Origin of the sequence: Delftia sp. SD018, from assembly GCF_017355445.1 — a bacterium.
In the GTDB taxonomy this organism is placed as follows: domain Bacteria; phylum Pseudomonadota; class Gammaproteobacteria; order Burkholderiales; family Burkholderiaceae_C; genus Comamonas; species Comamonas acidovorans.
The window spans coordinates 25003-49397 of record NZ_JADDRN010000002.1 but is presented as its reverse complement, the minus strand read 5'-3'; the positions used below and the strand labels follow the sequence as shown (position 1 = coordinate 49397).

19 protein-coding genes are annotated in these 24395 nt (G+C 67.9%); 7 read left to right on the top strand and 12 right to left on the bottom strand.

Going from position 1 to position 24395, the window contains the following annotated elements; all coding sequences use genetic code 11:
* The first annotated feature begins 2 nt into the window (after positions 1 to 2).
* Positions 3 to 1430, top strand: a complete 1428-nt coding sequence (locus tag INR38_RS03255) for a peptidylprolyl isomerase (RefSeq protein WP_013804794.1) — start codon at positions 3 to 5, stop codon at positions 1428 to 1430.
* 76 nt (positions 1431 to 1506) lie between these two features.
* Positions 1507 to 2274, top strand: coding sequence for a 16S rRNA (adenine(1518)-N(6)/adenine(1519)-N(6))-dimethyltransferase RsmA (rsmA, locus tag INR38_RS03250; RefSeq protein ID WP_043783066.1), 768 nt, complete (start codon positions 1507 to 1509; stop codon positions 2272 to 2274).
* An 86-nt stretch (positions 2275 to 2360) separates the two neighbouring features.
* Here rsmA and INR38_RS03245 read toward each other — a convergent pair whose 3' ends face one another.
* The 10 genes from INR38_RS03245 to INR38_RS03200 all read right to left on the bottom strand — a co-directional run bounded on the left by INR38_RS03245 (position 2361) and on the right by INR38_RS03200 (position 13703).
* Positions 2361 to 2786 (bottom strand): barstar family protein, encoded by a 426-nt coding sequence (locus INR38_RS03245; RefSeq protein ID WP_013804792.1) that lies wholly within the window; start codon positions 2784 to 2786, stop codon positions 2361 to 2363.
* Between the two features lie 149 nt (positions 2787 to 2935).
* Complete coding sequence (locus INR38_RS03240; RefSeq protein WP_192368507.1) at positions 2936 to 3355, bottom strand: ribonuclease; 420 nt, start codon at positions 3353 to 3355, stop codon at positions 2936 to 2938.
* A gap of 318 nt (positions 3356 to 3673) precedes the next feature.
* Positions 3674 to 5983: an NADP-dependent malic enzyme gene (locus INR38_RS03235; RefSeq protein WP_012207827.1), complete on the bottom strand. Its 2310-nt coding sequence runs from the start codon at positions 5981 to 5983 to the stop codon at positions 3674 to 3676.
* A gap of 209 nt (positions 5984 to 6192) precedes the next feature.
* Positions 6193 to 7659: a M81 family metallopeptidase gene (locus INR38_RS03230; RefSeq protein WP_207442562.1), complete on the bottom strand. Its 1467-nt coding sequence runs from the start codon at positions 7657 to 7659 to the stop codon at positions 6193 to 6195.
* On the bottom strand, positions 7656 to 8951 hold the full coding sequence (locus INR38_RS03225) for a Zn-dependent hydrolase (RefSeq protein ID WP_207442561.1): 1296 nt from the start codon (positions 8949 to 8951) through the stop codon (positions 7656 to 7658). Before INR38_RS03225 ends, INR38_RS03230 begins: the two co-directional genes overlap by 4 nt.
* A gap of 32 nt (positions 8952 to 8983) precedes the next feature.
* Positions 8984 to 9694 (bottom strand): ABC transporter ATP-binding protein, encoded by a 711-nt coding sequence (locus INR38_RS03220; protein WP_207442560.1) that lies wholly within the window; start codon positions 9692 to 9694, stop codon positions 8984 to 8986.
* Positions 9691 to 10470: an ABC transporter ATP-binding protein gene (locus tag INR38_RS03215; protein ID WP_012207823.1), complete on the bottom strand. Its 780-nt coding sequence runs from the start codon at positions 10468 to 10470 to the stop codon at positions 9691 to 9693. The genes INR38_RS03220 and INR38_RS03215 overlap by 4 nt, the downstream gene beginning before the upstream one ends.
* Positions 10467 to 11459, bottom strand: coding sequence for a branched-chain amino acid ABC transporter permease (locus INR38_RS03210; RefSeq protein WP_170962116.1), 993 nt, complete (start codon positions 11457 to 11459; stop codon positions 10467 to 10469). The genes INR38_RS03215 and INR38_RS03210 overlap by 4 nt, the downstream gene beginning before the upstream one ends.
* A gap of 5 nt (positions 11460 to 11464) precedes the next feature.
* Complete coding sequence (locus INR38_RS03205) at positions 11465 to 12325, bottom strand: branched-chain amino acid ABC transporter permease (RefSeq protein WP_012207821.1); 861 nt, start codon at positions 12323 to 12325, stop codon at positions 11465 to 11467.
* A 172-nt stretch (positions 12326 to 12497) separates the two neighbouring features.
* The gene (locus INR38_RS03200) at positions 12498 to 13703 is read right to left on the bottom strand and encodes an ABC transporter substrate-binding protein (protein ID WP_063328574.1); all 1206 of its coding nucleotides are present in this window, start codon (positions 13701 to 13703) and stop codon (positions 12498 to 12500) included.
* Between the two features lie 244 nt (positions 13704 to 13947).
* Between INR38_RS03200 and INR38_RS03195 the strand changes: the two genes are divergently transcribed.
* Positions 13948 to 14964 (top strand): FadR/GntR family transcriptional regulator, encoded by a 1017-nt coding sequence (locus INR38_RS03195; protein ID WP_071953989.1) that lies wholly within the window; start codon positions 13948 to 13950, stop codon positions 14962 to 14964.
* Between the two features lie 113 nt (positions 14965 to 15077).
* Complete coding sequence (locus tag INR38_RS03190) at positions 15078 to 16094, top strand: tripartite tricarboxylate transporter substrate binding protein (RefSeq protein WP_207442559.1); 1017 nt, start codon at positions 15078 to 15080, stop codon at positions 16092 to 16094.
* A gap of 79 nt (positions 16095 to 16173) precedes the next feature.
* Here the strand turns inward: INR38_RS03190 and INR38_RS03185 are convergent, their stop codons facing one another.
* The gene (locus INR38_RS03185) at positions 16174 to 17532 is read right to left on the bottom strand and encodes an aspartate aminotransferase family protein (protein ID WP_013804783.1); all 1359 of its coding nucleotides are present in this window, start codon (positions 17530 to 17532) and stop codon (positions 16174 to 16176) included.
* 245 nt (positions 17533 to 17777) lie between these two features.
* Between INR38_RS03185 and INR38_RS03180 the strand changes: the two genes are divergently transcribed.
* Entirely contained in the window at positions 17778 to 18746 is a 969-nt protein-coding gene (locus INR38_RS03180; protein WP_207442558.1) for a LysR family transcriptional regulator, read from the top strand.
* Between the two features lie 427 nt (positions 18747 to 19173).
* On the opposite strand, the gene INR38_RS03175 is transcribed toward INR38_RS03180, so the two are convergent.
* Positions 19174 to 19431: a DUF2061 domain-containing protein gene (locus INR38_RS03175; protein WP_043783055.1), complete on the bottom strand. Its 258-nt coding sequence runs from the start codon at positions 19429 to 19431 to the stop codon at positions 19174 to 19176.
* Positions 19432 to 19581: 150 nt separating this feature from the next.
* Here INR38_RS03175 and INR38_RS03170 point away from each other — a divergent pair, with 150 nt between their 5' ends.
* Together INR38_RS03170 and INR38_RS03165 are read left to right on the top strand one after the other, a co-directional pair.
* Positions 19582 to 23352, top strand: coding sequence for a PAS domain S-box protein (locus INR38_RS03170; RefSeq protein WP_207442557.1), 3771 nt, complete (start codon positions 19582 to 19584; stop codon positions 23350 to 23352).
* The gene (locus INR38_RS03165) at positions 23349 to 24350 is read left to right on the top strand and encodes a two-component system response regulator (RefSeq protein ID WP_012207812.1); all 1002 of its coding nucleotides are present in this window, start codon (positions 23349 to 23351) and stop codon (positions 24348 to 24350) included. The genes INR38_RS03170 and INR38_RS03165 overlap by 4 nt, the downstream gene beginning before the upstream one ends.
* Positions 24351 to 24395 lie beyond the last annotated feature (45 nt).

Sequence of the window (24395 nt, the reverse complement as noted above, 5' to 3'; positions counted from 1 at the left end):
CCATGCGTTTTCTTTCCCAGACCCATTGCTGCGCAGCTGCCGCTGTGGCGCTGGCCTTGCTGGCCACCACAGCCCAGGCGCAAGGCCTGCGTGTTCCGGGCCAGTCCAGGGCGCCCCAGGCCGGCGATGCCTCCGTCTCGCGTGCGCTGGACGCCACCAACCTGCCCTCGTCGCGCGATCGCGGCGCCAAGGCAGGCGTGCGCTCGGCCGATTACATCGTCGCCGTGGTCAACTCCGAGCCGGTGACCAACAACGAAGTGCGTGCCCGCATGGCGCGCGTGGCGCAGAACATCGCCGAGCAGGGCGGCCAGATGCCTCCCGAGGCGCTGCTGGCCCGCGAGGTGCTCGAGCGCCTGATCGTCGAAAAGGCCCAGCTGCAGGAAGCCAAGGACACGGGCCTGCGCGTGGATGACTACGCCGTGGACCAGGCGCTGACCAATGTGGCGCGGCAAAACGGCCTGGACAAGGCTGGCCTGCAGTCCCGCCTGCGGGCCGAAGGCGTGAACGAAAAGCAGTTCCGCGAAGAGCTGCGCCGCCAGATCACGCTGCAACGTCTGCGCGAGCGCGATGTGGACGGCCGCGTGCGCGTCACCGATGCCGACATCGATCGCTACCTGGCTGAGCAGCGCAGCGGCGGTGCCGACAAGGCACCGGCCGCCGTGAACCTGGGCCACATCCTGATTTCCGTGCCCGAGAACGCCAGCCCCGCCGAAGTGGCCGAGCGCGAGGCCCGCGCCAAGCAGGCCGCCGAGGCCGCCCGCACGCAAGGCGACTTCCTGGCCGTGGTCAAGGAGTTCTCCGATGTGCCCGACGGCCAGGGCGGCGGCGCCATGGGCATGCGCCCGCTGGACCGCTATCCCGAGCTGTTCACCAAGGCCGTGGGCCAGACGGCGCAGGGCGGCATCGTCGGCCCCTTCCGTTCGGGCGCGGGCTTTCACGTGCTCAAGGTGCTGGAGAAGTCGCAGGCCGGCATGCCGTCCGTGGTCACGCAAAACCATGCGCGCCACATCCTGCTGCGCATTGGCGACCAGATGACCGAGGCCGATGCCGCCAAGCGCCTGGCCGACTACAAGCGCCGCGTGGACAGCGGCCAGGCCAGCTTCGAATCGCTGGCCCGCGAGTTCTCGCAGGACGGCAGCGCGCGCAACGGCGGCGACCTGGGCTGGGCCTCGCCCGGCCAGTTCGTGCCCGAGTTCGAGCAGGTGCTCAATGCGCTGCAGCCCGGCCAGGTCAGCGACCCGCTGGTCTCGCGCTTCGGTGTGCACCTGATCCAGCTCATCGAGCGCCGCCAGGCTGCGCTGACGCCGCGCGAGCAGCGCGACATGGTGCGCAACGTGGTGCGCGAGCGCAAGCTCGAAACCGACTACCAGACCTGGCTCCAGGAGCTGCGTGGCCGCGCCTACGTCGAGTACCGCGAGCCTCCGCAATAAGACACCCCCCGAGCAGCTGCGGCTGCGGCAGTCCACAATGGAAGGCGGTGCCATGGCGCACCGCCTTGCTTTTTCTATGAAACACATTCCTCGCAAACGCTTCGGCCAGAACTTCCTGACCGATGACGGCATCATCGACGGCATCGTGAGCGCCATCGACCCCCGGCCGGGCCAGTCCATGGTCGAGATCGGGCCGGGCCTGATGGCCCTGACCCAGCCCCTGGTCGAACGCCTGGGCCGGCTCACCGTGATCGAGCTGGACCGCGACCTGGCCGTGCGCCTGCGCCTGCACGAGCAGCTCGACGTGGTCGAGTCCGACGTGCTCAAGGTGGACTTCCGTGCCATTGCCGCGCGCCTGGGCGTGCCCAAGCTGCGCATTGCGGGCAACCTGCCCTACAACATCTCCAGCCCCATCCTCTTTCACCTGCTCGAGCAGGTGGACGTGGTCGAGGACCAGCACTTCATGCTGCAAAAGGAGGTCATCGACCGCATGGTGGCGTCGCCCTCCACGGCCGCCTATGGGCGGCTGACGGTCATGCTGCAGTGGCGCTATGCGATGGAGAGCGTGCTGTATGTGCCGCCCGAGAGCTTCAATCCGCCGCCCAAGGTGGACAGCGCCGTCGTGCGCATGGTCCCGCGCGAGTCGCCGGCGGCACTGGACGCGAAGCTGCTGGAGGAGATGGTGCAGGTGGCCTTCAGCCAGCGGCGCAAGATCCTGCGCAACACGCTGGGGCGCTGGCTGGAAGCCAAGGGCTTTGACGGGGAATTCGACCTGCAGCGCCGCGCCGAGGAAGTGCCGGTGTCCGAATACGAGGCACTCGCCGCCCGGTTCACGCGGGCCTAGGCACAGGCACTCAGCGACTGCAGCGCCGACAGAGCCCACAGCGCCCGATTGGGCGCTGTCGGCTCTGGGCAATCAATGTCCTGTGCTTACAGGAACGAGTAGAAGCAGCGGAACGGAATCTTGCGCTCGGCCCAGTACTCGGCCGCGTCGCGGAAGCTGTCCAGCAGCTGCTCGCGCACTTCCTTGTCGAACTTGGGCGTGGTCGGGATCTGGTCGAGCACGAGCACAAAGCCCGGCTGCGGGCCGGCCTTGTGGATGGGGTCGGTCAGGCAGTCGTAGAGCGCGTCGAAGTTCTTGCCGAAATGCGCAGGGAAGAAGAACTGCGTGGCCAGCAGTTCCAGGATATCGGCCTTGGTCTGCGCATGGGCCAGGTTGGCATACAGAAAATGGCACCCCAGCGTCTCGGCCGCCTGTTGCAGATCCTCCACCCTGTAGGCGCGGATGGACTGCACGATGTTGGCGCGCACGTTCCGCAAAGGGGTGTCGGGGATCTTACGAAGTGGTGCATCCATCTCCGTGGCTCTTTCTCTAACGTGGATGTGGCCTGCGGGGACGGGCTCATGGCCTTCGGCATCCCTGGGCTGTGGATGAAATGCAGACCCCTGCCAGCGCACTGCGTCGGACACGGAGGGTCGAACTGGCTGTAGAGACTGGGTCGAGGTCATTCGATGATCTTGCGAAAGCTGCTGTAGTGGTCGCTGGTGTAGTAGCAGGCATCGGGCTGCTGGGGCTCTCCGCCGCAGACGATGCGGCGGGCTCCACGGTCACGCGAACCGGGCGTGCGCACCGTGTACTCACGGTAATAGCCGCGCGACTGGCGCGGCAGGATGCGCTCGCGGTTGCCGAACACCGTGCCGTCCTTGTCGTGGGCAAAAGGCCCGCCGCGCAGGATCAGCGTATACGTGGAACGGCCTTCGCGCGGCAACTCGGACAGGGGGACGGTGGCCACGGCCGCCGTCGTCTCCACGCTCTCGGGCGCCGAGCGGCGCGCATCAGCGAGCGAGGGCGACAGCACAAAGGCGGCCCCGACGATGAGCGCTAGACCGGACTGGTACGCCTTGGCGGCGGCTGCCTTCAGCATCAACTACACCTTTCAGAAATCCAGGGAAGCCCTGAAATCTCGACCCGCTAGTGTGACGGAACACCCCTCAAAATGCAAGTTCTGCCCAAAAAACAGGCAGCTTGACCAAGGAAATGTCTGGGGATTGAACAGTGGGCAGGCAACTCTGCGCCTGAGTTGCCTTCTATTCGATGCAGATGCCGCCCGTTGTCAAAAAAAGCGCGCGCGGCCAAAAAACCAGGGGCGCCGAGCGAGAGCCGCCTCGCGGCGAGGGCGCCGTCCCCCTCCCCCGCGAAGCGGGTAGAGAGGGGGAAGCCGCGAAGCGGCTCAGGGGGAGCCTCAACGGTTAGCGTTAGCGTCCGCCACCGTCAGCGCCGTCATGTTGACGATGCGGCGCACCGTCGTGCTCGGCGTGAGGATGTGCACGGGACGGGCGGCGCCCAGCAGCACGGGGCCGATGGCAATGCCGCCGCCAGCGGCCTGCTTGAGCAGGTTGTAGCTGATGTTGGCCGCGTCGATGTTGGGCATGACCAGCAGGTTGGCGTTGCCCAGCAGCGTGCTGTTGGGCATGAGCTGGGCGCGGGCCTTGCCGTCCAGGGCCACGTCGCCGTGCATCTCGCCGTCCACTTCCAGCCACGGGGCCTGCTCGCGCAGCAGCTCCAGGGTCTGGCGCATCTTGACGGCGCTGGGCTGGTTGCTGGAGCCGTAGTTGGAGTGCGACAGCAGGGCGGCCTTGGGCTTGACGCCGAAACGCATCATTTCCTCGGCGGCCATGATGGTGATCTCGGCCAGCTGCTCGGCCGTGGGGTCGTAGTTGACGTGGGTGTCCACCAGGAAGACCTGGCGGTCGGGCAGCAGCAGGCCGTTCATGCAGGCATAGGTCTGCACGCCGGCGCGGCGGCCGATCACCTGGTCCACATACTGCAGGTGGTGCGATGTCTGGCCCCAGGTGCCGGTGATCAGGCCATCGACTTCGCCCTTGTGCAGCAGCATGGAGCCGATCAGGGTCAGGCGGCGGCGCATCTCGATCCGGGCGATGGGCACGGTGATGCCCTTGCGCTCGGTCATGCGGTGGTAGGTCTGCCAGAAGTCGCGGTAGCGCTCGTCGTGCTCGACGTTGACCACGTCGTAGTCCGTGCCTTCCTTCAGGCGCAGGCCGAATTTCTCGATGCGCTGGGCAATGATGGCCGGGCGGCCGATCAGCGTGGGGCGCGCAATGCGCTCGTCCACCACGATCTGCGTGGCGCGCAGGATGCGCTCTTCCTCTCCCTCGGCGTAGGCCACGCGCTTCTTGGCGGCCTTCTTGGCCGCGGCGAACAGCGGCTTCATCATGGTGCCCGAGGCGTAGACGAAGGTCTGCAGGTGGGCGCGGTAGGCATCCATGTCCTGGATCGGGCGCTGGGCCACGCCGCACTCGGCGGCAGCCTGGGCCACGGCCGATGCGATCTTCATCATCAGGCGCGGATCGAAGGGCTTGGGGATCAGGTACTCAGGGCCGAAAGTCAGTTGCTCGCCCACGTAGGCGGCCGCCACTTCCTCGCTTTGCTCGGCCTGGGCCAGCTCGGCGATGGCGTGGACGGTGGCGATTTCCATCTCGGTGGTGATGGTGGTCGCGCCGCAGTCCAGGGCACCGCGGAAGATGTACGGGAAGCACAGGACGTTGTTGACCTGGTTGGGGTAGTCCGAGCGGCCCGTGGCGATGATGGCGTCGCTGCGCACGGCCTTCACGTCTTCGGGGATGATTTCGGGGTTGGGGTTGGCCAGCGCGAAGATCACCGGACGCGCGGCCATCTTGACCACCATGTCCTGCTTGAGCACGCCGCCAGCCGACAGGCCCAGGAAGACGTCGGCGCCTTCAATGACCTGGCCCAGCGTGCGCAGCTCGGTGGCGCGCGCGAACTGGGCCTTGTCCTCGTCCATCAGCTCGGTGCGGCCCTCGTAGACCACGCCGGCCAGGTCGGTGACGAACACGTTCTCGCGGCGCAGGCCGACCTTGAGCAGCAGGTTCAGGCAGGCCAGGGCAGCGGCGCCCGCGCCCGAGGCGACGAGCCGGACCTCCTCGATCTTCTTGCCGGCCACCTTGAGCGCGTTGACCATGGCCGCTGCCACGGTGATGGCCGTGCCGTGCTGGTCATCGTGGAAGACCGGGATCTTCAGGCGGCGGCGCAGCTCGCGCTCCACGAAGAAGCACTCGGGTGCCTTGATGTCTTCAAGGTTGATGGCACCGAAGGTGGGCTCCAGCGCGGCGATCACATCGACCAGCTTTTGCGGGTCCTTCTCGTTGATCTCGATGTCGAAGACGTCCACGCCCGCGAACTTCTTGAACAGGACGGCCTTGCCTTCCATCACCGGCTTGGAGGCCAGGGCGCCGATGTCGCCCAGGCCCAGCACGGCGGTGCCGTTGGAGATCACGGCCACCAGGTTGCCGCGCGCCGTGTACTTGAAGGCGGCGGCCGGGTCCTTGACGATCTCTTCGCAGGGCGCTGCCACGCCGGGCGAGTAGGCCAGGGCCAGGTCATGCTGGTTGGCCATGGGCTTGGTCGGCACGATGGTCAACTTGCCGGGCTTGGGAAACTCGTGGTATTCGAGTGCGGCACGGCGCAGCTGGGCACGTTTATCGGAAGGGGTCGGGGCCGTGTTGTCGGACATCAAGCGTCTCCAGCGAAGGCATGGCCAACGCACGCGCGGATCAGCCCGCGTGCCGTCGGCCGAGGTAGGGGGGAACCGATTGTAGGCCGACAGGCAATAGCCGGGCCCTGCTGTGAAACTGTTGTGATGCCTGGTTGCCCAATGCCCCGCGGCGGCGGCGGTCTTTGCTTGCGCGCCGCCGCAAAGCCGGGCTAATCACATGGCATCCATCAGATGGCGTCCAGCGGAAACACCGGGCGGCTGACCCGGGCGAACGGAAAGCGCGAATAGTCCGAGGTGGTCACGCCCGGGCTGTCGCACTCGACCAGGCCGGCCGACAGCGGCACGAAGACGGGCCGGCAGTACATGCGCGACTTGAGCAGCACGAAGCGAAAGCGCGTCGGGTCCATGCCCACGCAGTGGAAAACGCCCAGGTCCCAGGGCTCGTGCGTCTGCTCGGTGATCACGATCTGCGCGGCGCCCGTGTCCAGGCAGACCGTGCGGCCCATGTGGCAGCGCTGGCCCGTGTAGATGGGGCCGCTGACCGTGTAGGTGCCGTCGCTGACGGCACGCACCGTGCCGCGCAGCCGCAGCGGCTGCTTGTGCAGGCCGATGCGCTCCAGCGATACCTTGTTGCCCAGCGCGATCTCCACCTCGGCGCCTTCGCCCGCCGCCGTGAGCGAGGCAACCGCTTCGGGGTCGCACAGCGGGCCCACGGCAATGCCTGACAGGCCCAGCTCCAGTGCGGTCTGCAGCACGTCCATGGTGTCGCAGGTGCCGCCGGACATGCAGTTGTCGCCATGGTCGAGCAGCAGCACGGGGCGGTCGGCGCCTTCGGCCAGGGCCTGGGCGCGGCGCAGCGAATCGGCCAGCGGCTCGCTGCGGTAGACGTAGTCGGCGCGGCGCTGCCAGATCCGGGCGGCCAGCGCGTCCACGCTCGCCTGGGTGGCCGCGCGCTCGTCGGTTCTGCAGGTGGCGACCACGCTCACGCAGGGCGCGGCGATGTCGGCCAGCGAGAAGCCGCCGAACACCGAGACCGCCGGCAGGCCCTCCGCTTCCAGGGCGCGCGCGGCGTTCACGGCGTCCAGCATGGGGCCGTCCAGCGTGGTGCTGCGCAGCGTGTGGCTCATCAGGGGCAGGCGGTGCCAGCACACGGCGTAGCGCGCGCGGCCGGCCAGCATGTCCAGCAGCAGCCGGCCCGCGTGCTCGCCGGTCTCGTACATGTCGATGTGCGGATAGGTCTTGAAGCCGACCATCACATCGGCATTGCCCACCATTTTTTCGGTGATGTTGCCGTGCAGGTCCAGCGCCACGCCAACGGGCACGCCGGGCGCGGCGGCGCGCACGCGTTCGAGCAGGTCGCCTTCGCCATCGGCACTGTTCTCGGCCACCATGGCGCCGTGCAGGTCCAGCAAGATGGCATCGCAGCCCGGCGCGGCCGCCACGATGCGGCGCGTGAGTTCGTCATAGGCGGCTGCATGCACGGGGCCGCTGGGATTGGAGGTGGCCGACACGGGCGTGACCAGGGTGGCGCCCGCCGCCTCGGCCAGGTCGATGAAGGCGGCCATGGCCGTGCGCATGCCCTTGTTGGCCGAATAGGCGGCCTCTCCATAGGTGGGCGCAAACGCCTCGATGGGCGTGGGCACGGGCGAGAAGGTATTGGTCTCGTGGTTGAGCCGGGCGATCAGGATCTTCATGCCGGCACCCCGCCGTCCGCTGCCTGCACCACGCCCGCGGCCGCCAGCATGGCGCGCAGCAGCACGTTGCAGCCGGCCTCCAGGTGGGCGGGCTCGGCATCCTCGATCTCGTTGTGGCTGATGCCGTCGGCGCAGGGCACGAAGATCATGGCCGCTGGCGCCACGCGTGCCAGGTAGACGGCATCGTGGCCCGCGCCGCTGACCACGTCCATGGCGCTGTAGCCCAGGTCGGCGGCATTGGCGCGCACGGCCTCCACCAGGTGCGGCGTGAAGGGCTGGGGCGGGAAGTAGACGACCTGCTCCACGCCAATGGTCACGCCACGCGCGGCGGCAATGTGCTCGCAGGCCGCGCGCAGTGCGGCGTCCATGTCCAGCAACTGGCCGTCGTCCGGCGCGCGCAGGTCCACGCTGAGCTTGACCCCGCCCGGGATCACGTTGCGCGAGTTGGGAAATACCTCCAGCGATCCCACGGTGCCGCGCGCATGCGGCAGGCGGTCCACGGCGATGCGGTTGACCTCGGCCACGATGCAGCTGGCGGCCAGCAGTGCGTCGTGGCGCAGCTCCATGGGCGTGGGGCCGGCATGGGCCTCCATGCCCTGCACGCTGACGTCGTACCAGCGCTGGCCCAGCGCGGCGCTGACCACGCCGATCACGCGTTCATGGTTTTCCAGCACCGGGCCCTGCTCGATATGGGCTTCGAAATACGCGCCCACCGCAGGCGCCGGGCCGGCCGGCCCGGCATAGCCGATGGCGCGCAGCGCCTCGTCCACGCTCACGCCCTGGGCATCGCGCTGGGCCAGCGCATGCTCCAGCGTGAAGGCATTGACGAACACGCCCGAGCCCATCATCACCGGCACGAAGCGCGAGCCTTCCTCATTGGTCCACACGGCCACCTCCACCGGGGCGCGCGTGCGCACGCCGCCATCGTTGAGCGTGCGCAGCACCTCCAGCCCGGCCAGCACGCCGTAGTTGCCGTCGAACTTGCCGCCCGTGGGCTGGGTGTCGATGTGGCTGCCCGTCATCACGGGCGGCAGCGCATCGTCCAGGCCCGCGCGCCGCGCGAAGATGTTGCCGATGGCATCGACGCGGATGCTGCAGCCGGCCTCGCGCGCCCACTGCACGAAGAGATCGCGCCCCTGGCGGTCCAGGTCCGTCAGCGCCAGGCGGCACACGCCGCCCTTGGGTGTGGCGCCTATGCGCGCCAGGTCCATCAGCGATTGCCACAGGCGGGCGCCGTCGGTGCGCAGCCCGGCCGCAACGGCGGTGGCTGCAAGAGGGGTACTGAGATCCATGAATGACTCCTGGGAATGCGAAAGGCGGTGGATCAGGCGATCCCTACACCGAGATACCGGTCCTTGATGGCGTCATCGGCCAGGAAATCGGCATTGCCTGCCTCGTGCGCAATCGCACCCTGTTCGATGATGTAGTGGCGGTCGGCCAGCTGGGTGCAGACCTCCAGGTTCTGCTCCACCAGCAAGATCGCCACGCCAGCGGCCTTGATGGTCTTGAGCTGGGCCACGATCTCCTCCACGATCACGGGCGCCAGGCCCTCGACGGGCTCGTCCAGCATGAGCAGGCGCGGCGCGTTCATCAGGGCGCGGCCTATGGCCAGCATCTGCTGCTCGCCGCCCGACAGCTGGCCGCCGCCGTTGCCGCGCCGCTCCTTGAGGCGCGGGAAGATGCGGTAGATGTCGGCCAGCTGCCAGGGGGAGCGTTTGCGCTGGCCCAGCAGCAGGTTCTCCTCCACCGTGAGCAGTTTGAAGATGCCGCGGTGCTCTGGCACCAGGCAGATGCCGCGCTGGGCCACCTGGTGCGTTGCCAGCCGGTGCACGGGCTCGCCGCCGAAGCGGATCTGCCCCTGCGAGGGCTGCATCACCCCCGCGATGGACTTGAGCGTGGTGGTCTTGCCCGCGCCGTTGCGGCCCAGCAGCGTGACCAGCTCGCCGTCCTGCACCTGCAGCGACACGCCCTGCAGCACATGGCTCTTGCCGTAGTGGGCGTGTATGCCCTCGACCGAAAGCAGGGGACCGCTCATGCCTTTCCTCCCGTGATCATGTTGCCCAGATAGGCGCTGCGCACGCGCTCGTCGGCGCGGATCTCGTGGGGCAGTCCTTCGGCCAGCACGCGGCCTTGCTGCATGACGGTGATGGTGTCGGAGATGTCCATGACGATGTTCATGTTGTGCTCGATGAGGACCACGGTGTGCTCGTCCCTGAGGCCCTGGATCAGGCGCTTCATCTCGTCCAGGTCGTCGATGCCCATGCCCGAGGTCGGCTCGTCCAGGAAGATGGCCTTGGGCCGTGCGGCCAGGGCCATGCCCACCTCCAGCCGCCGCTGCTGGCCGTGCGAGAGGTTGCCGGCCGGCGTGTCCGCATGGCGCTCCAGGCCCAGGCGCGACAGCACGCTGGCCACGGTATCGGCCAGGGCGCGAGCACCCACGGGCGCGTTCCAGCAGTCCAGGGCCCTGGCGGGGGCCACGCCCTGCGCGGCCAGGCGCAGGTTCTCGCGCACGGGCAGGGTCAGGAACAGGCTGGTGACCTGAAAGGACCGTGCCATGCCACGGCGCACGCGGCGGTGGTCGGGCTCGCGCGTCACGTCGTGGCCGTCGAAGACGATGCGCCCGCCGCTCACGCTCTTGGTGCCCGTGAGCATGTGGAACAGCGTGGTCTTGCCCGCGCCGTTGGGGCCGATCACCGAGTGCACGGTGTGGGCGCGGACCTTGAGGTCCACGCCGCCCAGGGCGACGAACTTGTCATAGCGTTTCTCGACGCCCACGGCCTCGAGCAGGATGGGAGATGCTGCGGCGCTCATGCCTGGCCTCCTTTGGTTTCTGCAGCGGCCGCCTCGGCATCTGCCGGCCCTTTGCGGCGCACCAGGGCCCACAGGCTCTCGCCCAGGCCCCACAGGCCGCGCTGCAGGCCCAGGCTCACGATCATCAGCACCACGCCCAGCAGCAGCAGCCAGCGTGGCCACAGGGTGGACAGCCAGTCGCCCAGCAGCACATAGAAGGCCGCGCCCAGCACCGAGGCCAGCAGGTTGCCCGTGCCACCGATCACGGTCATCACCAGGATCATTTCGCTGGTGTGGTACTCGGCGTTGGACAGCGGGGCGATGCCCGTCATCATGGCGTGCAGCGCGCCGGCCAGGCCCGTGACCGCGCCCGAGATCACGAAGGCCTGCAACTTCAACAGCCTCAGGTCGTAGCCCACGGCGGCGGCGCGCTCCTCGTTGTCGCGCACGGCCAGCAGGGTGCGGCCGAACATGGAGTCGCAGACGCGGCGCAGCAGCCAGAACACCACCAGAAAGAGCACGGCCACAAAGCCGTAGTACTGCCAGGGCGTGGCCAGCGGCCACAGCGTCTGGCCGGCCACCGCGAGGGCGGGGCGGGGCACATCGAGCAGGCCGTTGTCGCCGCCGGTGATGTCCGTGGCCGAGTAGGCCAGAAAATAGAACATCTGCGCAAAGGCCAGGGTCAGCATCACGAAGTAGGTGCCACGCTGGCGTATGGCCACCCAGCCGACGATGGCCGCGCCCACGGCCCCCATGGCCGTGGCGGCCAGCAGGGCCAGCGGCATGGGCAGGGGCCAGCGCGTCAGCAGCAGGGCGATGGTGTAGCTGCCCAGGCCGAAGAAGATGCCCTGCCCGAAGGACAGCAGCCCCGTGTAGCCCAGCAGCAGATTGCAGCCCATGGCCGCGAGGCCGAAGATCAGCACCTCGCTGGCCAGCGAGCCCGACTGCATGCACAGCGGCATGGCGACCACGATGGCCAGCGCGAGAAGGAGATGGGAATGCCTGGTCATGGTCTTCATCCTTTGCGGCCCAGAAGGCCATGGGGTCGCAGCAGCAGCACCGCGGCCATGGCCACGTAGATCATCAGGCGCGCGCCCTCGGGCCACAGCGTGCTCATCACGCTTTGCACGATGCCGATCAGCAGGCCGCCGACCAGGGCGCCGCCGAAGCTGCCCAGCCCGCCCACGACCACGATCACGAAGGCCACGCCCAGCGCCTCCACGCCCATGAAGGGCTCGGCGCCGCGTATGGGCGCAGCCAGCACGCCGGCCAGCGCCGCCGTGGCCGCGCCCAGCGCGAACACCAGGCTGAAGATGCGCAGCACGTTCACGCCCAGCAGAGACACCATCTCGGTCGATTCGCTGCCCGCGCGCACCGCGCTGCCCAGCCGCGTGCCCTCCAGCAGCCACCACAGCAGCACGGCCAGCACGGCGGTGAAGCCGATCACGAACAGCCGGTACTTGGGATAGACGAAGCTGCCCCACATCACCACGCCCTGCAGCAGATCGGGCACGGCCACGCTGTCGCCCAGCGGGCCCCATTGCACGATCACCAGCTCCTGCACCACCAGGGCCAGGCCCACGGTGACGATGATGTGGAACTCATGCGCCTTGGCATACACATGGCGCAGCATGAGCTTTTCCACCAGCCAGCCCAGCGCGCCAACGGCCAGCGGCACCACGACCAGGGACAGCCAGAAGCTCATGCCCCAGCGCGTCATCTGGTAGCAGAAATAGGCGCCCAGCAGGTAGAAGGCACCGTGCGCGAAATTCACGAAACGCAGCAGGCCGAAAACGATGGACAGGCCCACGGCCAACAGGAAATACAGCATGCCTATGCCGATCCCGTTGATGGTCTGAAGCAGATAGATGCTCATACAGGGTCCGAAACGATGGACGAAGGAGGCGCCGTGGCGGCCTTGATGCGCGGTTCGCCATAAAACTGGCGAGGCCCAGGCGAGGGGCACCGAGCAAGGGCCGCCCCGCCGCGAGGGTGCCGTCCCCCCCGCGACGCGAGAGGGGGAAGCGGCGTAGCCGCTCAGGGGGCTTTCAAGCCAATTTGCAGCCGGTCTGATCGATGGGCAGGAAGGACTTGCCTGAGCTGACCACATCCACGTAGTCGTCCTTGTTCTTCATCTTGGACTTGGCCTTGCCCTTGAGCAGGTAGTAGCTCTTGAGCACCTGGTGGTCGGCCTTGCGCACTTCTTCCTCGCCCGTCAGGCCCTGGTACTTCATGCCTTCCAGCGCGGCGACCACGGCCTTGGGGTCGGCCGTGCCGGCCTTGATGATGGCGTCGATCATCAGCTTGGTGCAGATGTAGTGGCCGGCCAGGCTGTAGTTGGGATTGGCCTTGAACTTGTCGTTGCAGCGCTGCACCAGATCGCGGTTGAGCGGCGTGTCCACCGTGTGCCAGTACTGGGCGCCGAAGTACACGCCGTCGCACAGGTCGGCGCCCAGCGATTCGAACTGCTCCAGCCCCGAGGCCCAGGCGATCAGGATGGTCATGTTCTTGTTCATGCCGAAGCTGATGGCCTGGCGCAGCGTGTCCGAGGACTGGGCGCCGAAGTTCAGCAGCAGCAGCACGTCGGGCTTGGCGGCCACGGCATTGGTCAGGTAGCCGCTGAACTCCTTTTCGGTCAGCGAGTGGTAGCTGTTGCCCACATGCTCGATGCCCTTTTCCTTGAAGATGTTCTTGGCCGCCGTCAGCAGGCCGTCGCCGAACACGTACTGCGGCGTGATGGTGTACCAGCGCTTGGCCTTGGGCAGGGATTCGACCAGGGGGCGCACGGTCTGCTCGATGGCGCCGAATGTGGGTGCCGACCAGCGGAAGGTGGCGCTGTTGCAGTCCTTGCCCGTGATCTCGTCGGCGCCTGCGGTGGTGATGAAGATGCCGCCTGTCTTCTCGGCCTCCTTGCCCATGGCCAGCGCCTCCGACGACAGGATGCCGCCTGCGAAGAAGCGCGTGCCCTGCTGCTGCGAAGACTCCTGCAGCTTGCGCACGGCCGTGGCGGGCTTGCCCTCGGTGTCCAGCACGGTGTAGGCCAGCGGGCGGCCCAGCGCCTTGCCGTATTGCTCTATGGCCAGCTTCATGCCCAGGTCCGCGTACTTGCCGTTGGCCGCGAAGGCGCCCGACATGGGCACGGGGCAGGCGAACTGGATGCTGTCCTTGGACTGCGCCCAGACGCTGCGGCCCAGGCCCAGCGATGCGGGCAATGCGCCCAGTGCCGAGAGTTGCAGGAGGTGACGACGTTGCATGGGATCTCCGTGATGGGGACTGAAGGCGCTGCGGCCCGGGTACGCTTTTCAGAGCAAGTTGCATGCCAGTCGAAATGGGTGCGTGCAGGCTCCTTGATTCATATTTATAGTGATAAATAGAAGAAATAGGGCGCGTGCTAACCCTAGGCGGGCGCGGCCACGCGCCATGGCGGTGCATACTGCACCAAACCCGCATGCAGACTGGGCGCGGACACGATCCGGTGCCCTTCCGGAGAACACAACAATGGATACACCCAAGTCGCCCTCCCTGGCAATCAGGCAGCTCAAGCGCCCGGATCTCGTGGCCCAGGAGATCAAGCGCCTGATCACCGAAAAGAACCTCAGCCCCGGCGACCGCCTGCCGCGCGAAAGCGAGCTGCAGGCACAGTTCCAGGTCAGCAAGGGCACGATCCGCGAGGCCCTCAAATCGCTGGAAGTGCAGGGGCTGATCACCATCTCCACCGGCCCTTCGGGCGGTGGCACGGTCGTCGAGGTGCCGCTGGACCGCACGCTGCAGTTCATGCAGAACTACCTGTTCTTCCAGGAGGTGACCATCGACGACATCTACACGGTGCGCCAGATGCTGGAGCCGGAGCTGGCGGCAGGCGCCGTGCCCCATCTGACCGAGGCGGATTTCGACGCGCTGGAGCACAGCATCGCCTGCTGCGACCCCACGCAAAGCAGCGAGGACCTGGTGAGCCAGCGGCGCGAGGACGTGAACTTCCACGACATCCTTGCAGCAGCCAATCCCAACCCCTTCCTGCGCTTCACCTGCGAGCTCATCAACGAGATGATTCGCCAGCTCATCGTCTTCGCCAACCGCACGCCCCAGTCCGAGCACCGGCGCTTTGGCGAGGCCAATGCCCGAATCCACCGCGACATCGTGCAGGCCGCACGCGAACGGGATGCCGTGAAGGTGCATGCACTGATGCAGCAGCACATGCGGGATGCGGCCAGCAGCGTCAAGCGCATGAAGGGGCGCATCCAGGGGCGGCTCATCCTGGATGCCGACAGCCTGCGCAGCCCGCGTCCGCAACGCGCCGTGCAGCCGGTGGAAAAGCCTGCGATGGCAGTGCCGAGGACTGCACCAAAAAAGGCACCGAAACCGGCAGCAAAAGCAGCGCCAACAACAACGGCAAGGCCGGCCGCAAAGACCGCCGCAAAAGCCGTCGCGAAGACCACCGCAAAGGCGGCTCCGAAGGCGCCCGCCAAGTCACCGTCGGCGCGTCCCGCCGCAGCACGCAAGCGCGCGGCCTCCTGAACTGTCCCGCGCCGGTCATTGCCGGCCCAGGCCACGCGTTTCGCGCCGCCCGCTGCTGGTATGCTGCCGCGCGCTCGGCCTTCACGCATTCCACCCCCTCACGAGACAACAGCATGAGACAAACCCCTTTCGCATCTTCCCGTACCCCTGCCCTGTGGCGCGCCCTGGCCGGCGGCCTGGCGCTGGCGGCCACGCTGGCGGCGCCCCTCGCCCATGCCCAGGGCGCAGGCAGCTATCCGTCCAAGACCATTCGCCTGGTCGTGCCCTTTGCGCCTGGCGGCTCCACCGACATCCTGGGTCGCCTGCTGGCGCAAAAGATGGGCGAGAGCATGCACACCACGGTGGTGGTGGACAACAAGCCCGGTGCCAACGGCACCATCGGCTGCGACCTGGTGGCCAAGGCGCCGGCCGACGGCTACACCGTGGTGCTGGGCGATGTGGGCTGCATGGCCATGGCCAAGGGCCTGTACACCAAGCTGCCCTATGACCCGCTGCGCGACTTCGCGCCCATCAGCCTGGTGGCACGCAGCCCGCTGGTGCTCACCGTGGGCGCGCAAAGCCCGTTCCACTCGCTCAAGGAGCTGACGTCGGCGGCCCAGGCCCAGCCCGGCAAGCTCAACTACCCCTCGTCGGGCACGGGCGGCCCCAACCACCTGGGCGCCGAGCTGTATGCCATGCAGGCCAAGGTCAAGATCGGCCACGTGCCCTACAAGGGCAGCGCGCCTTCCGTGGTCTCGCTGGCCGCCGGTGAGACCGACTTCGGCTTTCTCACGGCCGTGACGATTGCCGCGCAGCTCAAGGCCGGCAAGGTGCGTGCCCTGGCCGTGGCCCACAACGAGCGCCTGCAGTCCATGCCCGACGTGCCCACCATGTCCGAGGCCGGCCTCAAGGACTTCACGGCCGATGCCTGGTTCCTCGCGGCCGTGCCCGCAGGCACGCCCAAGCCCATCGTGGACCGGCTCTACGCCGAGATCGCCAAGGCCCTGCCCGCGCCCGAGGTCAAGGAAAAGCTGGACGCCATGGGCGTGCTGCCCTCGGGCCTCAAGCCCGATGCCTCGGCCCAGTTCCTGCGCGTGGAAGTGGACAAGTGGCGCGATGTGATCAAGAACGCGGGCATCACGCTGGACTGATTTCGCAGCCTTGCCATTGCCATGTAAAAAGCCCCTGCGGCCTCACGGCCCAGGGGCTTTTCTCATGTGCCGGAGATGCTCAGTTCGTTTCCGTCAGGGCATCGCCCAGGGCGCTGACCAGCCGCTCGATCTCGGCCTTCTCGCTGATGAAGGGCGGCGCGATCTGGATGGTGTCGCCGCCGTAGCGCACGTAAAAGCCCTTGTCCCAGCACTTCATGGCGATCTCGTAGGGACGGCGGGCCGGCTCGCCGGGCAGCGACTCGATGGTGAAGCCCGCAGCCAGGCCGAAGTTGCGGATGTCGGCCACATGCTTTGCTCCCTTGAGGCTGTGCACGGCCTGCTCGAAGAACGGGGCCAGCGCGCGCACGCGGCCCGGGCCGTCCTCGCGCTGCAGCAGGTCCAGCGCGGCCACGCCTGCTGCGCAGGCAATGGGGTGGGCCGAGTAGGTGTAGCCGTGCGGGAACTCCAGCATGTACTCGGGGCCGCCCGCTGCCATGAAGGTGTCGTAGATCTCCTTGCTGGCCACCACGGCGCCCAGGGGCTGGGCGCCATTGGTCACCTGCTTGGCGATGTTCATGATGTCGGGCGTGACGCCGAAGGCCTCGGCACCCGTCATGGCGCCGCAGCGGCCAAAGCCCGTGATGACCTCGTCGAAGATCAGCAGGATGTTGTTCTGCGTGCAGATCTCGCGCAGGCGCTGCAGATAGCCGGCCGGCGGAATCACCACGCCGGCCGAGCCCGAGAAGGGCTCGACGATGACGGCCGCGATGTTGCTGGCGTCATGCAGGGCGATCAGGTCCAGCAGCCGGTCGGCCAGCGCGCGGCCATCGGTGGTGGGCATGCCTTTGTGGAAGGACCCCAGCGCTGGCTGCGTGTGCGGCAGGTGGTCGGCCTCCACGCCCTGGCCGAAGGTCTTGCGGTTGCCCACCATGCCGCCGACGGAGATGCCGCCGAAGTTCACGCCGTGGTAGCCCTTCTCGCGCCCGATCAGCCGGGTCTTGCCGCCCTGGCCCTTGGCGCGCCAGTAGGCGCGCGCCATCTTCAGCGCCGTGTCGGCCGCCTCCGAGCCCGAGCCCGTGAAGAACACATGGTCCAGGCCTGCAGGCGTCAGCTCCTTGATCTTGTTGGCCAGCGCAAACGAGGCCGGGTGGCCGAACTGGAAGGCCGGCGCATAGTCCAGCTGCTGGGCCGCGCGGCCGATGGCTTCGGCGATCTCGCGGCGGCCATGGCCCAGGCCCGAGCACCACAGGCCCGACAGGCCGTCGAAGATCTTGCGGCCGTCGGCATCGGTGTAGTAGGCGCCCTGGGCGCTGGTGATCATGCGCGGGCGCGCCTTGAACTCGCGGTTGCCGGTGAAGGGCATCCAGTGGGCGTCAAGCCAGGCGGCATCGGTGCGCGTGGCGGCTGCAGCGCCTTGTTCGGTGGGAACCAGGGTCATGGTGATCTCCTCGGGCCGGGAAAGAAATAAAGGAACCGGCCCATTGTGATCGTGCCTTTTGATTTCTCGAAGTGCGTGATATCGAGGTTCACTTGCGAATTTCTGCAAGTGAACAAGGGCTTGCCGATCCGGGCCCGGAGAGAGCGCATTGTGGGAATCCATGGCCGTCTCCGCCCTGGTGCTCGCCTATAGTGGCTCCCCTGTAGTGGTGGCCAGTTCAGGCGGGCACCGGGAGGCGAAGGGCGATGGCGGATTTTTCGATGGACAGCACCCCAGGCCGCCCGGCGCGGGACGGGCGCGCGCGGGCCGCGCTGGGCCAGCTGGGCGACATGGACCTGCGCCTGCTGCGCGTGTTCAAGGCCGTGGTCGAGTGCGGCGGCATGTCGGCTGCCGAGCTGGAGCTGAACATCGGCAGCTCCACGCTGAGCCGCCATATGAAGGACCTGGAGGAGCGCCTGGGCCTGACGCTGTGCCGGCGCGGGCGCGCGGGCTTCGCGCTCACGCCCGAAGGCCACCGCATCTATGAGGCCACCTTGCAACTGCTCGGTGGCGTGGAAGGCTTCCTGGGCCAGGTGGACGACATCCATGGCCGGCTGGCCGGTACGCTGGACGTGGCGCTGTTCGACAAGACCGTGGGCAATCCGCAGTCGCGCATTCCCGAGGCGATCGGCGTTTTGCACGACCAGGCGCCGCAGCTGCATCTGCGCCTGCATGTGGCCTCCATCCAGGCCATCGAGCGGGGGCTGATGGAGGGGCGCTGGCAGGTGGGCGTGCTGCCATCGGCACCCAGTTCGGGCGCGCTGGACAGCGCCCGGCTGTTTGGCGAGCGCATGCAGCTGTATTGCGCTCCCGGCCATCCGCTGCATTGCGCCGACCATGGCGCGCTGGACTGGGACAGCCTGGGCGCGCATGCCTTCGCAGGCCTGGGCTACCAGTCGCCCAACATGGCGCTCAGCCACCAGGCCGGCCTGCAGCGCCAGGCCACGGGTTTTGACCAGGAGGCCATTGCCATGCTGGTGCGATCGGGCCGCTACCTGGGCTTTCTGCCCGATCACTATGCACAGGCCATGCAGGACCAGGGCCTGCTGCAGGCCGTGGCACCGCACCGCTTTTTCTATCTGTGTGATTTCTTCGCGGTCTGGCGCAATGCCGTGGCCCCTGGGCGTGCGGCCCGGGTGTTCATTGACGCCCTGCTGTCCGTGCACCATGGATGAACGGGTTCATCACAGCCTTGGAAAGAGGAAATTCACAGGTTTTATATCAGGATGTGCACAGGTTTTTGCACAGCTTGTGCTCAGGTTTTTGCAGCGTATGCGCTTGACAATGTTTGGCATTGTGGCCGGGGCCAGGGCTTCAGTCCGCCCCGATTGCGCCGACATGCATGCATGGATTCCGTGTCGGCCCTGGGCCGTACGAGCAGCGCCTTGATACCAACGATTTCGCATTTCCCGGGTTCTTGCCACCATGCGCCGCCATGTCCACCTCTCTTGCCGCCACGGCAGGGCCGGGTTTCAGCCCGTGCCGCCATCGACCATCCTGGCCAGGGTCTCGGCCAGCCATTTCCCGAACGAGTCTGCGCCAAGGGGCTGCATGGGTGCCGGCATGGGCATGGGCATGTTCATCTCCGCGCTCCCGGCAGGCTCAGGCTGCAGCCGTGGGCGGCGCCATGACGGCGGCATCGGCACGGCGGCGCAGGCCCCGTTCCCAGAGCTTTTCATGGAAGAAGAAGGCCACGGCCTGGACGGTGGGCTCCAGCAGGCTGAGCGTCAGCGCAGCCCAGAGGTTGCGGGTCACGGCATAGGCCACGGCCGCCGCCACCGTGACGTGGATGACGTAGTAGCTGGCGGTTTTCATCAGCGTGTGGCGGTGGTGGTGCAAGGTCTGGCGGATGCGGGTCATGGGGCTTTCCTCGGGGCTTTTCTCGTGATGAGACTCCATGCTAGGTGTGATCAATAGCTGCGGCCAATCGAAAATGATTATCAAAGACATGAAGACTATCGATGGCGGGCAGGCAGGTGCCGTGGCCCTGTGCCATTCAGGGGGGGCACCATGAATTGGGACGAGATCTTCGTGCTCGGATGGGCACCCCATCCGCAGTGGTTCCAGTGGCTGCATCCTGGCCTGGTGGCGCTGTCGGTGGGGGTGGCCGTGGCCACGTCGATGATGGCCATGCAGATCGCGGGGCTGGCGCGCAATGCCGCCTCGCCCCGGATACGCCGCACCGGCGTGCTGACCGGCGCCTTCTGCCTGGGCGCCGGCATCTGGGCCATGCACTTCATCGGCATGCTCGCCTTTGTGCCCTGCACCTTCGGCGACTACGACCCCTGGATCACCGCGCTGTCCATGCTGCCCAGCATGCTGGCGTCCTGGCTGGCGCTGACGCTGATGGTGCGGCCCCGGCTGTCCGCCCAGGCGCTGGTCGGCGGCGGCGTGCTCATGGGGCTGGGCATTGGCTCCATGCACTACATCGGCATGGCGGCGGCCCAGACCTGGAGCCTGATGCTCTACGACCCCTGGGGCGTGCTGCTGTCGGTGATCGTGGCCGCCACCATGGCCATGCTGTCGCTGTGGGTGCGCTTTCGGCTGGGCAACACGGGCCGCCTGTGGCCCACGCTGGTGGCCGGCATAGTCATGGGCCTGGCCATTTCCTGCATGCACTATGCGGGCCTGTACGCACTGCGCCTCAAGCCCGGTATCGATGCGCTGGCGCAGCAGCAGGCGCCCACGCATGCGCTGCTGGTGTTCTCCATCGTGGGCGTGGTGGTGCTGATCTTCGGCCTGGTGCTCGCGGTCAACATGACGCTGCGCTACCGCCAGATCTACCGGCAGGTCCAGCGCAGCGAGTCGCGCCTGCGCGCCGTGGTGGATACGGCGGTGGACGGCATCGTGATGATCGACGGGCGCGGCAGCATCGTCTCGTTCAATGGCGCGGCCGAGCGGCTGCTGGGCTGGACGGCGCAGGAGGTGCTGGGCCGCAGCGCCAGCCTGCTCATGCCTGCGTCGGGCTGCGATGGTGAGGGCGGCTCGCTGGAAAAGCAGCTGGCCGCGGGCTTTGCAGGCCTGCTCGGCTCCAGCCGAGATGTCCATGCCCTGCACAAGGACGGCACGCAGATCGCCGTGCGCCTGGCCGTGGGCCGGGTGGCGATTGCGGGCGATCCGCTGTTCGTGGGCTTTGTGACCGACATCCGCGAGCGCCGCCAGATGCTGCAGTCGCTGCGCCGCAGCGAGGAGCAGTACCGCACCCTGATCAACAACGTGCCCGGCACCACCTTCCGCTGCCTGTACGACGGCAAGTGGACGCCGCTGCTGCTTAGCCGCTCCATCAAGGAGTTGACCGGCTGGACGGAGCAGGACTTCACGGACGGACTCACGGGCTGGGACCGGCTCATCCATGCCGAGGACCGCGACCGGCTGGAGGCTGCGGTCTCGCATTCGCTGTCACGGCGCCAGACCTACAACGCCGACTACCGCCTGCTGCACCGCGACGGCAGCACCCGCTGGGTGTCCGAGACCGGGCGCGGCGTCTTCAACGAGCACGACGAGCTGACCTGGATCGACGGCGTGATCATGGACCAGACGGCGGCGCGCGCGCGCAATGCCGAGTTCGAGGGCACGGTGCGCGCCATCGACCTGTCGCTGGCCACCATCGAGTACGACCTGCTGGGCCAAGTGCTGCGCGCCAACCGCAATTTCCTGGACCTGTTCGGCTACCGGCTCGACGAGGTCGCGGGCCGCCACCACGGCATGTTCTGCGAGCCCGGCTATGCCCACACGCCCGAGCATGTGCAGTTCTGGCGCCGCCTGGCCGAGGGCGAATTCCAGGCCGGCGAATTCCTGCGCTGCGGGCGCGAGGGGCGGCGCATCTGGGTGCAGGCCACCTACAACCCCATACGCGACGCCGATGGCCGGCCCTACAAGATCGTCAAGCTGCTCACCGACATCAGTGCCCAGCGCAAGCTGGCCCAGGAGCTGGTGCTGGCCAAGGAGCATGCCGAGGCGGCCGCCGCCGCGCGCAGCACCTTCCTGGCCAACATGAGCCACGAAATCCGCACGCCCATGAACGCCATCATCGGCTTCACCGAGGCGCTGCGCGAAACCGCCCTGCAGCCCACGCAGGCGCGCTACCTGGACACGGTGCACTACGCGGCGCGCTCCATGCTGCGCCTGCTCAATGACATCCTGGACACGGCCAAGCTCGACAAGGGCGCGGTGGAGCTGGAGATCGAGGATTTCTCGGTGCGCGAGCTGTGCCAGCAGATCCTGGCGTCGCTGCGCATCACGGCCGACCGCAAGGGCCTGGACCTGCGCCTGGACTACGACCCGCACACGCCGGCGGCCCTGCGTGGCGACGGCATGCGCGTGCAGCAGATCCTGGTGAACCTGCTGGGCAATGCCGTGAAGTTCACCGAGCGTGGCCATGTGCTGCTGCGCGTGCGCTACGAGCAGGGCGTGCTGCAGCTCGATGTGCATGACACGGGCATCGGCATCGCGCCCGAGAAGATCCACCGCATCTTCGACCCCTTCGCCCAGGCCGACGCCTCGACCACGCGGCGCTTTGGCGGCACGGGCCTGGGCACGACCATCTCGCGCCAGCTGGCCGAGCTCATGGGCGGCAGCATCCAGCTGCACAGCACCGTGGGCGTGGGCACGGTGTTCGAGGTGCGCCTGCCCCTGCCGGTCGGCGAGAGTCCGCTGTCCGAGCGCGGCGCGGCCAGCCGCGGCCTGCCGCCGCTGCACATCCTGGCCGTGGACGATGTGCCCGAGAACCTGGAGCTGCTGCAGATCAACTTCTCCAGCCAGAACCACCAGATGGCGCTGGCGCATGACGGCGCCGAGGCGCTGCGCTGCGTGCAGGCGCAGGAGCCGCCCTTCGACGTGGTGCTGATGGACCTGCAGATGCCGGGCATGGACGGCCTGGCGGCGGCGCGTGCCATCCGCGTCTGGGAGCGGCAACTGCAGCGCCGGCCCGTGCCCATCGTCGCGCTGTCGGCCAGCGTGCTGGAGAAGGACCGCAGCGACGCCAGCGCCGCCGGCATGGACGGCTTTGCCTCCAAGCCGCTGGACATGGCGCGGCTGCAGGCCGAGATCGCGCGGCTGCTGTCGTTGCAGGTGGCGCTCAAGGAGGCCAGGCCGCCCGCGCCCGCCAGTGCCCAGGCGGGGCTGCCCGATGTCACGGTGGACTGGGCCTCGGGCATTGCGCTGTGGGGCCGGGTCGATCCGCTGGTGGCCGCCATTCGGCGCTTTCTGAACGAGCAGCTCGACCTGGCCGATCGCCTGCGCCGCGCCCTGCAGCGCCCGGGGACCGAAGCCCTGGTGGGCCTGGCGCACCGCGTGCGCGGCGCGGCAGGCAACCTGGGGCTGCAGGCCGTATACCGCCTGGCATCGCGCCTGGAAGGCCATGCGCAGGATGGCGCCCCGCAGCCCCAGCTGCTTGCCCTCATCGACCAGTTGCAGCAGGCGCTGGATGCCGTGACGCAGGAGCTGCGCCAGCGCCATCCGGCCGCCATGCCGGTGGCCGAGGTCGCGGGCCAGGCGCTGCCCGGCGGCACGGCACCGGCGCCGCCCGTGGCCGATGCCGGGCCGCAGGGCGGCGCGTCCTGCCTGCCGGCCGATGCCCGGCCCTGGCTGGAGCGCATCGTTGCCGCATTGCAAAGCGGGGAGCTGGACGGGCAGGCCATGCAGGCCCTGGTGCGCATACTGACGGCCGAACAGCTGCAACCACTGCAGCAGGCACTGGATAATTTCGACTTCGAGCGTGCGCAGGAATGCGCCCAGCAGCTGCAGCAGCAACTGCCCTCGATCGATGGAGACAGAGCATGAATGCGCCCAATCTACTGGCAACGGACAAGCGCCCGCGCCTGCTGCTGGTCGATGACGACCCGACCAACCTGCATGTGCTGCGCCAGATCCTGGGCGAGGACTACCGGCTCTCGTTCGCCACGGATGGGCGCAAGGCACTGCAGCTGGCACAGCACCAGCCGGACCTGATCCTGCTGGACATCATGATGCCCGAGCTCGATGGCTACGCCGTGTGCCGCCAGCTCAAGGCACAGGCCGACACCGCCCGCATCCCGGTGATCTTCATCACGGCCCTGTCGGACGGGCAGGACGAGGCGCTGGGCTTTGCCTCCGGCGCGGTGGACTACATCGTCAAGCCCGTTCGTGCGCCCGTGGTGCGCGCGCGGGTGCGCAACCACCTGTCGCTGGTCAAGCTCGACGAGTTGCGCAGCACCCGCCTGCAGATCGTGCAGCGCCTGGGCCGCGCGGCCGAGTACCGCGACAACGAAACCGGCATGCACGTGATCCGCATGAGCCACTACGCAAAGACGTTGGCGCTGGCAGCCGGCTGCACCGACGAGTGGGCCGACGACCTGCTCAACGCCGCGCCCATGCACGACGTGGGCAAGATCGGCATCCCCGACGCCATCCTGCTCAAGAACGGCCCGCTGACGGCCGAGGAATGGACCGTCATGCGCCGCCATCCGCAGATCGGCGCCGAGATCATCGGCGAGCACGACTCCCAGGTGCTGCAGATGGCCTACAGCATTGCGCTGACCCATCACGAGAAATGGGACGGCACGGGCTACCCGCAGGGCCTGGCGGGCGAGGACATTCCGCTGGCCTCGCGCATCGTGGCCGTGGCCGACGTGTTCGACGCCCTCACCACGGAGCGCCCCTACAAGCACGCCTGGACCGTGGACGACGCCATGGAGCACATAGAGCAGCAGGCCGGCGCCCACTTCGACCCGCGCCTGGTGCCGCTGTTCATCGGCCTGCGCCCGCAGCTCGAAGACATACGCGAGCGCTGGAAGGATTGACTGCACCGGCAGCACCGATTCCGGCAGGGCATGCTGGGGCATGGG

Excerpts from the sequence above, each read along its gene's own strand:
- INR38_RS03255 (WP_013804794.1), top strand. The coding sequence starts at position 3 with ATGCGTTTTCTTTCCCAGACCCATTGCTGCGCAGCTGCCGCTGTGGCG.
- rsmA (WP_043783066.1), top strand. The coding sequence starts at position 1,507 with ATGAAACACATTCCTCGCAAACGCTTCGGCCAGAACTTCCTGACCGAT.
- INR38_RS03245 (WP_013804792.1), bottom strand. The coding sequence starts at position 2,786 with ATGGATGCACCACTTCGTAAGATCCCCGACACCCCTTTGCGGAACGTG.
- INR38_RS03240 (WP_192368507.1), bottom strand. The coding sequence starts at position 3,355 with ATGCTGAAGGCAGCCGCCGCCAAGGCGTACCAGTCCGGTCTAGCGCTC.
- INR38_RS03235 (WP_012207827.1), bottom strand. The coding sequence starts at position 5,983 with ATGTCCGACAACACGGCCCCGACCCCTTCCGATAAACGTGCCCAGCTG.
- INR38_RS03230 (WP_207442562.1), bottom strand. The coding sequence starts at position 7,659 with ATGAAGATCCTGATCGCCCGGCTCAACCACGAGACCAATACCTTCTCG.
- INR38_RS03225 (WP_207442561.1), bottom strand. The coding sequence starts at position 8,951 with ATGGATCTCAGTACCCCTCTTGCAGCCACCGCCGTTGCGGCCGGGCTG.
- INR38_RS03220 (WP_207442560.1), bottom strand. The coding sequence starts at position 9,694 with ATGAGCGGTCCCCTGCTTTCGGTCGAGGGCATACACGCCCACTACGGC.
- INR38_RS03215 (WP_012207823.1), bottom strand. The coding sequence starts at position 10,470 with ATGAGCGCCGCAGCATCTCCCATCCTGCTCGAGGCCGTGGGCGTCGAG.
- INR38_RS03210 (WP_170962116.1), bottom strand. The coding sequence starts at position 11,459 with ATGACCAGGCATTCCCATCTCCTTCTCGCGCTGGCCATCGTGGTCGCC.
- INR38_RS03205 (WP_012207821.1), bottom strand. The coding sequence starts at position 12,325 with ATGAGCATCTATCTGCTTCAGACCATCAACGGGATCGGCATAGGCATG.
- INR38_RS03200 (WP_063328574.1), bottom strand. The coding sequence starts at position 13,703 with ATGCAACGTCGTCACCTCCTGCAACTCTCGGCACTGGGCGCATTGCCC.
- INR38_RS03195 (WP_071953989.1), top strand. The coding sequence starts at position 13,948 with ATGGATACACCCAAGTCGCCCTCCCTGGCAATCAGGCAGCTCAAGCGC.
- INR38_RS03190 (WP_207442559.1), top strand. The coding sequence starts at position 15,078 with ATGAGACAAACCCCTTTCGCATCTTCCCGTACCCCTGCCCTGTGGCGC.
- INR38_RS03185 (WP_013804783.1), bottom strand. The coding sequence starts at position 17,532 with ATGACCCTGGTTCCCACCGAACAAGGCGCTGCAGCCGCCACGCGCACC.
- INR38_RS03180 (WP_207442558.1), top strand. The coding sequence starts at position 17,778 with ATGGCGGATTTTTCGATGGACAGCACCCCAGGCCGCCCGGCGCGGGAC.
- INR38_RS03175 (WP_043783055.1), bottom strand. The coding sequence starts at position 19,431 with ATGACCCGCATCCGCCAGACCTTGCACCACCACCGCCACACGCTGATG.
- INR38_RS03170 (WP_207442557.1), top strand. The coding sequence starts at position 19,582 with ATGAATTGGGACGAGATCTTCGTGCTCGGATGGGCACCCCATCCGCAG.
- INR38_RS03165 (WP_012207812.1), top strand. The coding sequence starts at position 23,349 with ATGAATGCGCCCAATCTACTGGCAACGGACAAGCGCCCGCGCCTGCTG.